The 11,671-nt window shown below is 71.7% G+C and carries 4 protein-coding genes; 1 reads left to right on the top strand and 3 read right to left on the bottom strand.

Annotation, left to right across the window (positions count from 1 at the left end; genetic code table 11):
• Positions 1-508 precede the first annotated feature (508 nt).
• From glgB to ACFYE3_RS13665, 3 genes are all read right to left on the bottom strand, one after another.
• A complete protein-coding gene (gene glgB / locus ACFYE3_RS13675) occupies positions 509-4,447 on the bottom strand; it encodes a 1,4-alpha-glucan branching protein GlgB (protein ID WP_387610028.1) in 3,939 nt (1,312 codons plus the stop codon).
• 53 nt (positions 4,448-4,500) lie between these two features.
• Entirely contained in the window at positions 4,501-6,267 is a 1,767-nt protein-coding gene (gene treS / locus ACFYE3_RS13670) for a maltose alpha-D-glucosyltransferase (protein ID WP_387610026.1), read from the bottom strand.
• Positions 6,268-6,374: 107 nt separating this feature from the next.
• Positions 6,375-8,831: an alpha-1,4-glucan--maltose-1-phosphate maltosyltransferase gene (locus tag ACFYE3_RS13665; RefSeq protein ID WP_387610024.1), complete on the bottom strand. Its 2,457-nt coding sequence runs from the start codon at positions 8,829-8,831 to the stop codon at positions 6,375-6,377.
• Between the two features lie 143 nt (positions 8,832-8,974).
• On the opposite strand from ACFYE3_RS13665, the gene glgP reads away from it, so the two are divergent.
• Positions 8,975-11,572: an alpha-glucan family phosphorylase gene (gene glgP / locus ACFYE3_RS13660; RefSeq protein ID WP_387610022.1), complete on the top strand. Its 2,598-nt coding sequence runs from the start codon at positions 8,975-8,977 to the stop codon at positions 11,570-11,572.
• Positions 11,573-11,671 lie beyond the last annotated feature (99 nt).

The following is an 11,671-nucleotide window of genomic DNA, read 5'->3' as shown; positions in this document are numbered from 1 at the left end:
AACCAATCAACCGAATAAAACATCCGGTATCAACAAACATGGCACACTATTGAGTTCTCAAACAACAGACCGATCAGCGTGTCTCGCTTGACACCTTGCTGCCGGAGTGCTCTGCAACCTTAGCCCTTCCGGTCGGCCCCGGTCAATCTCAGGTGAACTCTTGGTTACCTGATCGTGACGGCGCCGCCTTCCGGCGAAGCTCACAATCTCCCACCCTAACACCCTTCCAACTCCGTGCAACTCGTTGGTTGCTCGGTGCGGACCGTCCGGTGTGGGATGCCGTCCCGTGGCTCTCCCGGAGGAGTTCCTCGCCGCGACGACTTGGAAGAAGTTACTCCGATTCCGCGGCCCGTGCAAACCGGCCTCCGGGACCCCGCTGCCGCCGCCCGTCGAGGGGTCTCCCGGGCATCCCGCGCCGGTGCCGGGGACGGCGGAAGGGCCCGGATCCGAGGATCCGGGCCCTTCCCGCGACTCCGGTCGACACCTCGCGGGCGCGACCGGGGCCGGATCAGTGCTCGGCCGGCTTGAGGTACAGGACCGCCAGCGGCGGGACGGTCAGCTCGACCGAGGCGGGGTTGCCGTTGTGGGCGCCCTCCTTGGCGGTGACCTTGCCGAGGTTGCCCACGCCGGAACCGCCGAAGAGCTCGGAGTCCGTGTTGAGCGCCTCGACCCACTCCCCCGCCCACGGCAGACCCAGCCGGAAGTTCTCGTGCGGGTTGCCGGCGAAGTTCGCCACGCACACGAGCGGGTTGCCCTGCTCGTCCCAGCGGGTGAAGGAAAGGGTGTTGCGCCCGGCGTCGGCCGCGTCGATCCACTCGAAGCCGGCGGGGTTGTTGTCCCGCTCGTACAGCGCGGGGGTCTCGCGGTAGATCCCGTTGAGGGTGCGCACCAGCTCCTGGACGCCCTTGTGCGGCGGGGTCTCGGAGAGCCACCAGTCCAGGCCGTGCTCCTGGGACCACTCCGACTCCTGGGCGTACTCCGTGCCCATGAAGATCAGCTGCTTGCCGGGGTGGGCCCACATGAACGCCAGGTAGGCGCGGACGTTGGCGAGCTGCTGCCACCGGTCGCCCGGCATCTTGCGCAGCAGGGAGCCCTTGCCGTAGACGACCTCGTCGTGGGAGATCGGGAGCAGGAAGTTCTCCGAGAACGCGTAGACCAGCGAGAACGTGAGCTTGTTGTGGTGGTAGTACCGGTTGACCGGGTCCTCAGCCATGTACTCGAGGGTGTCGTTCATCCACCCCATGTTCCACTTGAGCCCGAAGCCCAGCCCGTCGGCGTCGGTCGGCCGGGTCACGCCCGGGTAGGACGTCGACTCCTCGGCGATCATGACGACCCCCGGGGTGCGCTTGTACGCGGTGGCGTTGGCCTCCTTGAGGAACGCGATCGCCTCGAGGTTCTCGCGGCCGCCGAAGACGTTGGGCTCCCACTCCCCCTCGTTGCGCGAGTAGTCGAGGTAGAGCATGGAGGCGACCGCGTCCACGCGCAGGCCGTCCACGTGGAACTCCTCGAGCCAGTAGGAGGCGTTGGCCACCAGGAAGTTCCGGACCTCGTTGCGGCCGTAGTCGGGGATCAGTGTCCCCCAGTCCTTGTGCTCGCCCCGGCGGGGGTCGGCGTGCTCGTACAGGGGCTCCCCGTCGAAGCGGGCCAGCGCCCACTCGTCCTTCGGGAAGTGGCCCGGCACCCAGTCCACGATCACGCCGATGCCGGCCTGGTGCAGCTTGTCCACGAGGTAGCGGAACTCGTCCGGGCTGCCGAAGCGGGAGGACGGCGCGTAGTAGGACGTCACCTGGTAGCCCCAGGACCCGCCGAACGGGTGCTCCGCCACGGGCATGAACTCCACGTGGGTGAAGCCCTGCCAGGTGAGGTACTCCACGAGCTCCTTCGCGAGGTCCTTGTAGCCGAGGCCCTTGCGCCACGAGCCGATGTGCAGCTCGTAGACGCTCATGGGCGCGTTGTGCGGATCGGTCGCCGCGCGGCGCGCCATCCAGTCGTCGTCCTGGAACTCGTAGTCGGACTCGAAGACGCGGGACGCGGTGGACGGCGGCACCTCGGTGCCGAAGGCCATGGGGTCCGCCTTCTCGCGCCAGCCGCCGTCCCGGCCGAGGATGCGGAACTTGTAGGTGGCGCCGGAGCCCAGGCCCGGGACGAAGATCTCCCACACGCCCGAGGAGCCGAGGGAGCGCATGGCGTGCTCGCTGCCGTCCCAGCCGTTGAAGTCGCCGATGACCCGCACCGCCTGGGCGTTGGGCGCCCACACGGCGAACGCCACCCCGGTGATGTCGCCCATCGCCGAGGGGTAGCGGCGCACGTGCGCACCGAGGACGGTCCACAGCGTCTCGTGGCGGCCCTCGCCGATGAGGTGGAGGTCCAGCTCGCCGAGAGTCGGCCCGAAGCGGTACGGGTCGTCCAGGCGCTGCGGCTCCAGGTCCCGGTAGGTGACGTCCACGCGGTAGTCGGGGATCCGCCCCGGTTCGTGCGCCGGGACCACGCCCGTGAAGATGCCGCCCCACTCGTGCTCGAGCTCGAAGGTGCCGTCCTGCGTCACGACGGCCACGGCCGTCGCGAACCGGCGCAGCGTGCGCACGGTGACGCTGCCGTCCGGGTTGAGGTGGGCGCCCAGGACGCCGTGCGGGTCGTGGTGACGGCCCTCGGACACCGCCGCCAGCACGTGCTCGGCCACGGGCACCGCCCCCGCGGGTGCTACGTCGTGCCCGGCCGGGACGGCGCGGGACGTCTGGACGGGGTCGGATCGGTCCTGCGGAGTGCTGGGGCTCACTGCGTCCTCGATTTCCGTTCCCGCTGCCGCCGGGATGTGCCGCGCGGACCGGGAGCTGTCGTCGTCGTGGTCGGTGCCGGGCGCGGGGTCCGCACCGGCGGTATCAGGGTTCACGCTACGCGACCGGAGGCTCTCCAGTGAACGGCGAACCGCCGCGGCCGGGACGTCCACCCAGTCGGGGCGGTTGCGCTGCTCGTAGACGACCTCGTACAGGGCCTTGTCCAGCCACAGCGCCAGGAACAGGGGGGAACCGCGGTCCACCGCGTGCCCCGCGCCCTGCTCGTAGCCCGCCAGGAAGGCGTCGCCGGCGCGACGGCCCCACTCCTCGGCGTCCTCCGCGCCGGCACGGGCCCCGAAGGCGGCGGCGTAGTCGAAGGAGCGCAGCATGCCGACCACGTCGCGCAGGGCGACGTCCGGGCGGGTGCGCTCCTCGATGGCGCGCAGGGGCTCCCCCTCGAAGTCCAGGACCTTGAACTGCCCGTCCTCGGTCTGCAGGACCTGCCCCAGGTGGTAGTCGCCGTGGATGCGCTGCAGCGGGGGCAGCTCCGGCACGTCGTCGAGGGACGTGATCAGCTGGTCGAGGGCGGCTGCGTGCTCCGAGAACAGGGAGCCGGTCTCGGTGCGGGCCCAGCGCAGGCGCCCTCCGAGGTCGTTCAGGAGGCGGGCGCGGGCGTCGTCGTCGGGGGCCTCCGCGCCGAACGCGCGGCCCAGGTCGCGGTGCACGCGCGCCGTCGTGCGGCCCAGTTCCCGGGCCTCCTCGGAGAAGTCCGCGCCCTGCTCGGCGGCCTCGACGGCCCGTCCCCACGCGTCGGCGGAGCCGGCGAGGAACTCGGTGGCCACGGCCAGCTGGCCCTGCACGGCGCTCAGACCGGTGCGCCAGCGGGCGTCGAGCCACCCGAAGGTGCTCGGCACCGCGGGGCAGCCGAGCGCGGTGAGCTCGCGGCCCACCTCGACGTCGGGGTTGTCGCCCTCCCCCAGCACCCGGAAGAACTTCACGATCACGGCGTCGGCGTCCGCCCGGCCCGCGGGCGGGGTGAGGATCACCGAGGAGTTCGACTGCTCGCTCGAGATCACACGGACCTGCTCGGACGTCTCGACCGCGTAGGGGACGCGCAGCACGTCGCCGTGCGCACCGGTCACGGTCATCCCGAGGGGGCCGGAGCCGACGGATGCCGCGCTCTGCATGAGCCCGAGGACCGGCCCGACGAACGCCGGGTCCCCGACCCCGTCGTAGACCCAGGGGCCGGCCACGGCGTCCTCCGCGCCGGGCAGCGGCAGCCCGGTGCGGTGGGCCACGGCGCGGCCGGCGCGGGCCGCCCGGTCCCGGAGGAAGCGCGCGGCCCGGCGCGGTGTGGCGTTCTCCTCCGGCGGGACGCCTGTCCCGGCCTCCTCGGCCGCGGCCGGCGCCAGCTCCCCGACGAGGAAGCGCTCGGCGCCCTCGAGGGGCGCGGCGCGGAAGCTCAGCGGCACCTGGAGGAGCTCGGTGCGCGCCCCCTCGGAGGCCTCCACCAGGAGGATCCGGGCGCCGGCGCCCTCCTGGTCCGGCAGGGCCAGCTGGGCGACGACCCGCAGTTCCACGCCCGCACCCCCGTCGGCGAACGGGAACCACCGCTGCCGCGGCAGCCACCGGCGCAGGAGGTCGAGGAGCTCGTCGGGGTGCTGGTCGGTCATGGGATCGGGTCCTTCCGGGACGGGCGTGGAGGTGGCCGGACGCGCGGACGCGCTCAGGACTTGGTCGCGGTGATGATCGGCATGGCCGTGGTCTGCGGGGCCGAGCCGTCGTCGCGGGCGGCCGCCCGCAGACGCAGCCAGAAGAAGTCCTGGCTGCCCAGGGTGATGCGGTACTCCCCGGCCTCGTCCACCTCCCCGAACAGGTCGCCGCCGAAGAGCTCGCGCAGCCCGCGGCCCGCGAACTGCGGCATCCGGATCCGCGCGAAGGCGGGGGTGTGGGCGAGGTTGAACAGGCACAGCACGGTCTCGCCGCGCCCGTCGTCGGTCTCGTCGTCGGGGAGCACGCGCAGGAACGCGAGCACGGAGTCGTGGTCCGTCTCCACGTTGACGTAGGTGCCGAGGCCGAAGGCCGGGTGCGCCTTGCGCACCGCGAGCATCTGGCGCATCCAGTGCAGCAGGGACGACGACGACGCCAGCTGCGCCTCCACGTTGACCTGGTTGTAGTGGTAGACCAGCGACTGCACGACCGGCAGGTACAGCTTGCCCGGGTCCGCCTTGGAGAACCCGGCGTTGCGGTCCGGGGTCCACTGCATCGGGGTGCGGGACGCGTCGCGGTCGTCGAGCCAGATGTTGTCGCCCATCCCGATCTCGTCCCCGTAGTACAGGAACGGGCTGCCCGGCAGGGACAGGAGCAGGGCGTGGATCAGCTCGATCTCGGCCCGCGAGTTGTCCAGCAGGGGGGCCAGCCGGCGGCGGATGCCCACGTTGGCGCGCATGCGGGAGTCAGGGGCGTACCAGCCGAGCATCGCCTGGCGCTCCTCGGTGGTCACCATCTCGAGGGTCAGCTCGTCGTGGTTGCGCAGGAACGTGCCCCACTGGGTGCCGCGCGGGATGTCCGGGGTCTCGCGCATGGTCTCCACGATCGGGCCGGCCTTCTGGTCCCGCAGCGCGTAGAAGATCCGCGGCATGATCGGGAAGTGGAAGCACATGTGGCACTCGGGGCTCTCCTCGCTGCCGAAGTACTCCACCACCTCGTGCGGCATCTGGTTCGCCTCGGCGACCACCACGCGCCCCGGGTACTGGTCGTCGATCATGCGCCGCAGGTCGACCAGGAAGTCGTGGGTGCCGGGGAGGTTCTCGCAGTTGGTCCCCTCCTCCTCGATCAGGTACGGGATCGCGTCGGCCCGGAAGCCGTCGATGCCCATGTCGAGCCAGAACTTCACCACGTCGTGGACGGCCTCCACCACGGCGGGGTTCTCGAAGTTGAGGTCCGGCTGGTGGGAGAAGAACCGGTGCCAGAAGAACTGGCGGCGGATCGGGTCGAACGTCCAGTTCGACTCCTCGGTGTCCACGAAGATGATCCGGGCGTCCTGGTACAGCTCGTCCGTGTCGGACCAGACGTAGAAGTCGCCATAGGGCCCCTCGGGGTCCTCGCGGGAGGCCTGGAACCACGGGTGCTGGTCGCTCGTGTGGTTGAGCGGGAGGTCGATGATGACCCGCAGGCCGCGGGCGTGCGCCTCGGCCACGAGGCGCTTGAAATCGCTGATCGTGCCGAACTCGTCGAGCACGGAGTAGTAGTCCGAGATGTCGTAGCCGCCGTCGCGCAGCGGGGACTCGAAGAACGGCGGCAGCCAGAGGCAGTCGATGCCCAGCCACTGCAGGTAGTCGAGCTTGTCGATCAGGCCGGAGAAGTCGCCCGAGCCGTCACCGTTGGCGTCGGAGAACGCCCGGACGAGCACCTCGTAGAACACCGCTTTGCGGAACCAGTCGGGGTCGTGGGAGATGCCGGGGGCGTTGAGCGAGTACGGCGAGATGCTCATGCGGGGGTGCCGCCTTTCGGACAGGTGGGTCGGAGGCCATCGGTGCTGAGGAGGGGCCCTCCCGGGGATGTCGCCCGGGAGGGCCCCGACGGGGAGCGGTCGAGCCCCTACTTCACGTTGCGGCGGACGTGCAGGACGTGCGCGGGGTCGTAGTGCGGGTCCAGGCGCACGTAGTTGTGCGTGCCCCACTTCCACGAGTGCCCGCTGAGCAGGTCGTCCACCCAGAAGCTGCCGTCCTCGTTGAAGTCCGCGTCGTCCAGGTCCAGGGACTCCAGGTCCAGCCACACGGTGCCCTCGCGGACCGCGTGCGGGTCCACGTTGACGACCACGATGACCGTGTCCTTGTAGCTCGAGCCCCCGTGCCGGACGGTCTTCGTCTTCGAGTAGGCGACCAGGGCGTCGTCGGACGTGGACTGCACCGTCAGGTTCTGCAGGTCGCCCAGGGAGGCGTGCCGGCGCCGGATCTCGTTGAGCCGCGTGAGGTACGGGGCCAGGGACTCGCCGCGCTCCTCCGCGCCGGCGAAGTCGCGGGGCCGGTACTGGTACTTCTCGTTGTCGACGTACTCCTCGGCACCCGCCCGCGCCACGTGCTCGTACAGCTCGTAGCCGGCGTAGACGCCCCAGAGGGGCGAGCCGGTGGCGGCCAGGACGGCACGGATCTTGAAGGCCGCGGGACCGCCGAACTGTAGGTACTCGGTGAGGATGTCGGGGGTGTTCACGAAGAAGTTCGGCCGGTACACCGCCGAGGTCTCGTGGCTGATCTCCTCCAGGTACTCCTCGATCTCCTTCTTGGTGTTGCGCCAGGTGAAGTACGAGTAGGACTGCTGGAAGCCGACCCGGGCGAGGCCCTGCATCATGGCGGGGCGGGTGAACGCCTCGGCCAGGAACACGACGTCGGGGTGTTTGGCATTGACGGTGCCGATCAGCCACTCCCAGAACCACAGGGGCTTGGTGTGCGGGTTGTCGACCCGGAAGATCTTCACCCCGTGGGAGATCCACAGCTCCACGATCCGCAGCACCTCGAGGGACAGGCCCTCGGGGTCGTTGTCGAAGTTGATCGGGTAGATGTCCTGGTACTTCTTCGGCGGGTTCTCCGCGTACGCGATGGAGCCGTCGGCACGGGTCGTGAACCACTCCGGGTGCGCCGTGACCCACGGGTGGTCCGGGGAGGCCTGCAGGGCGAGGTCCAGGGCCACCTCGAGGCCGAGGTCCGCGGCGCGGGCCACGAATCCGTCGAAGTCCTCGAACGAGCCGAGGTCGGGGTGGATCGCGTCGTGCCCGCCCTCGGGGGCGCCGATGGCCCACGGGGACCCCGGGTCCTGCGGACCGGCCACCAGCGTGTTGTTGGGGCCCTTGCGGTGGGCGTGGCCGATCGGGTGGATCGGGGGCAGGTAGATGACGTCGAAGCCCATGCCGGCGACGGCCTCGAGGCGCTCCGCGGCGGTCCGGAAGGTGCCGGAGGCCCAGGTGCCGGACTCGGCGTCGAAGACGGCGCCCTCGGAGCGGGGGAAGAACTCGTACCAGGACCCGCGGCCGGCGGCGGCGCGCTCGACCTTCAGCGGACAGCGGCGGCTCTCGGTCACGAGGTCGCGCACCGGCCGCTCGGCGACCACGGCCAGGACCTCGGCGGAGGTGCCGGCCTCGAGCCGGTGCTCGGCGGGCAGCTCGCCGTTGCCGAGCGTGCGCGAGACCGAGCGGAACAGCTCGGCGTCGGAGTCCGGGCGGCCCGGCTCCGCGGCGGCACGGTCGAAGAGCACGACGCCCTCGGCCATCATGAGGTCGACGTCCTGGCCGACGCCCACCTTGATCTCGGCGGCGTGGCGCCACGTCTCGAACAGGTCGCCCCAGCCCTCGACGGCGAAGGTCCAGGCGCCCTCGGCGGTCGGCGTGAGCCACGCCTCGTAGCGGTCGGTGCCGGGAATGGTGAGGCGCATCGGCACGCGCTCGGCCTCCGCGCCCTGCGGGTCGTACAGCACCGCGGTCACGCCCAGGGCGTCGTGGCCCTCGCGGAACACGGTGGCGCCCACCCGGACCGACTCGCCCGGCACAGCCTTGGCCGGGAAGCGCCCGTCCTCGACCACGGGGCTCACACCGGTGATCGGGATCCGGCCGTAGACCAGGTCCTCGCGGGAGAACGCCGAGCCGGCGGCCTTCCGGCGGGTGGTCGTCGCCTTCCGGGGCGTGGTGGTCTTCCTGGCGGTGGCCGTCCTCGTGGTGCCGGCCTTGGCGGCCGGAGCCTTGGCGGCCGCGGGCGCCTTCGGGGCGGCGGTCCTGGTCGTCGAGGTCCGCTTGGCACGCGGCTTGGGCTCCGCCGCGGGGACGACGGCGATGCCGGGCTCGTCGGCCACGGGCGTCGGGGCCTCCGCGTCCGGGGCCTTCCGGGCGGTGGACGCTCGGCGCCGGGCAGGCGCCTTCTTCGCGGGCTGCTCGACCGGCGCCTCGGGGGCACCGGTCCCGGCGGCGGGAAGGGCGGGTGTCGTCGAGGGGTCGGGGGCGGGCGCGCCGGCCGGGCTCGAGGCCGGGTCGGACGGGGGCGGCGTGTTGGCTTGGCTCACCTGGACCACGTTAGCGACAAACCCGGCGATCGTTAAGCCCGCTGTCGAACCGTGGGACGGTGTCGCGGCGCCGGTGGGGCGGCCCGGCGCGCCGGGGGACGGGTGGGCCGTGGCGCCGCCCTCCGGCGCCGCGGCACCGGTAGTCTGACGGCGTGAAGGCAATCCGTAGATTCACCGTGCGCACCGTGCTGCCGGAGTCCATCGCCCCTCTGAGCCGACTTGCGAGGAACCTCCGCTGGTCCTGGCACCGGCCCACCGAACAGCTGTTCGCCGAGCTGAACCCGCAGGCCTGGGACGCGGTCCACGGGGATCCCGTCAAGCTCCTCGGCTCCCTCACCCGCGAGGAGATCCAGCAGATCGCCCAGGACCCGGCCACGGTGCGCCGGATCGAGGAGCTGGACGCCGACCTCGAGCGCTACCTCACCGACGACCTGTGGTACCAGAGGACCCAGACGGAGGACGCCCCGAGGGCCATCGCCTACTTCTCCGCCGAGTACGGTGTCACCTCCGTGCTCCCCCAGTACTCGGGCGGGCTGGGAATCCTCGCCGGCGACCACCTCAAGAGCGCCTCGGACCTCGGCGTGCCGGTGGTGGGGGTCGGCCTGTTCTACCAGCACGGCTACTTCAAGCAGTCCCTGTCCCGCGACGCGTGGCAGCAGGAGTCCTACCCCGTGCTCGACCCGGACGGCATGCCGCTGGCGCTGCTGCGGGAGGAGGACGGGAGCCCGGTCCGCATCACCCTGCCGCTGCCCAACGGCCGTTCCCTGTCCGCCCACGTCTGGCGGGCCGACGTCGGCCGCGTCCCGCTGCTGCTGCTCGACTCCGACATCCCGGACAACGACGACCACGCCCGCAACATCACGGACCGCCTCTACGGCGGCGGCGGCGACCACCGGCTCCAGCAGGAGCTGCTCCTCGGGATGGGCGGGATCCGGGCGCTGCGGGCCTTCTCCCGGCTGACCGGGGCGCCCGCCCCGGAGGTCTTCCACTGCAACGAGGGCCACGCCGGGTTCCTGGGCGTCGAGCGGATCGCGGAGCTCATGGACCCGGCGGACGGGACCGAGCCGATGACGTGGGACGAGGCCCTGACCGCGGTGCGCTCGGCCACCGTGTTCACGACCCACACCCCGGTGCCCGCGGGCATCGACCGGTTCGAACGGGCGCAGATCGAGCACTTCCTCAACGCGGGTCTCGCCCCGTCCGTGCCCACGGCCAAGGTCCTGTCCCTGGGCGCCGAGGACTACGACGGCGGCGACCCCGCCAAGTTCAACATGGCGGTCATGGGCCTGCGCCTGGCCCAGCGCGCCAACGGGGTGGCCAAGCTGCACGGTGTGGTCTCCCGGGGCATGTTCCAGGGGCTGTGGCCGGGCTTCGACGTCGACGAGGTGCCGATCGGCTCGATCACCAACGGCGTGCACGTGATGACGTGGATCGACCCGCGCATGGCGGAACTGGCCCTCGACCCGATGGGCTCCGACCTGAACCGGGCCGCGCGGTGGCGCCGGATCTACGGCGTCGACGACGCCGAGCTGTGGTCCGTCCGCCGGGAGCTGCGCACCCGGCTGGTGGAGGACGTCCGGGCGCGGCTGCGGGCGTCGTGGAAGAAGCGCGGTCTCGCCGACGCCGAGCTGGGCTGGACCGACACGGTCCTCGACCCCGGCGTGCTCACGATCGGCTTCGCCCGCCGGGTGCCCACCTACAAGCGGCTCACGCTCATGTTGCGGGACCCGCAGCGGCTCAAGCGGATCCTGCTGGACCCGGAGCACCCCGTGCAGCTCGTGGTCGCCGGGAAGTCGCACCCGGCCGACGAGCAGGGCAAGCGCCTGATCCAGGACCTCGTGCGCTTCACGGACGACCCGGAGGTGCGCCACCGGATCGTGTTCCTCCCCAACTACGACATTGCGATGGCCCGGACCCTCTTCCCGGGCTGCGACGTGTGGCTGAACAACCCGCTGCGCCCGCTCGAGGCGTGCGGCACGTCCGGGATGAAGGCCGCCCTCAACGGCGGACTGAACCTCTCGGTGCTCGACGGCTGGTGGGACGAGATGTACGACGGGCAGAACGGCTGGGCCATCCCGACCGCCGACGAGGGCGCGCACCCGGACGAGCGCGACGACATCGAGGCCGCCGCTCTCTACGAGCTCATCGAGAACCACGTGGCCCCGCGGTTCTACGGCGAGACGGCGGAGGGCTCGGACCCGAACGCCGACGGCGTGCCGCACCAGTGGCTGGCCATGGTCAAGCACACCCTGGCGACGCTGGGCCCGCAGGTCTCCGCCAAGCGCATGCTCGAGGACTACGTGCGGCACCTCTACGTCCCGGCCGCGGTCTCCGGCCGCCGGGCCGCGCTGGACGGCCACGCGGCCGCCCGGGCGAAGTCCCGGTGGGTCGGGCGCGTGCGCCAGGGGTGGGGCCAGGTGGCGGTCGAGCACGTGGACGCCGAGGGCGTGGCCCAGGAGCCGCAGATCGGCGACGAGCTCACGGTGTGCGCGTACCTCTCGCTCGGCTCCCTGAGCCCCGACGACGTGTGCGCGGAGATCGGGTACGGCCGGGTCTCGGAGACGGACCACATCCACGAGCGCAAGTACGCGGGCCTGAGCCCCGTGGACGACCTGGGCGGCGGCCGGCACAAGTTCTGCGGGAGCATCACCGTGGACCGCTCGGGCCCGTTCGGCTACACCGTGCGGGTGCTGCCCGCCCACCCCGAGCTCGCCGACAAGGCGGAGCTGGGCCTGGTGACCAACGCCTGAGCCGGCGCGGCACCGCGCGCGGCACAGGAGGGGCCGCACCCGTGGGTCACGGGTGCGGCCCCTCCGGTGCGTGGGCCGCCGCGGCTCAGCGCACCCGGA

The sequence above is a fragment of the Kocuria arenosa genome (genome assembly GCF_042879215.1).
Classification (GTDB): domain Bacteria; phylum Actinomycetota; class Actinomycetes; order Actinomycetales; family Micrococcaceae; genus Kocuria; species Kocuria arenosa.
The sequence above is the reverse complement of the archived record's forward strand: the minus strand, read 5'-3'. Positions and strand labels throughout refer to the sequence as shown.

What these genes read in the sequence shown, in the direction of transcription:
- glgB (WP_387610028.1), bottom strand. Translation starts at nt 4,447, where the DNA reads ATGACCGACCAGCACCCCGACGAGCTCCTCGACCTCCTGCGCCGGTGG.
- treS (WP_387610026.1), bottom strand. Translation starts at nt 6,267, where the DNA reads ATGAGCATCTCGCCGTACTCGCTCAACGCCCCCGGCATCTCCCACGAC.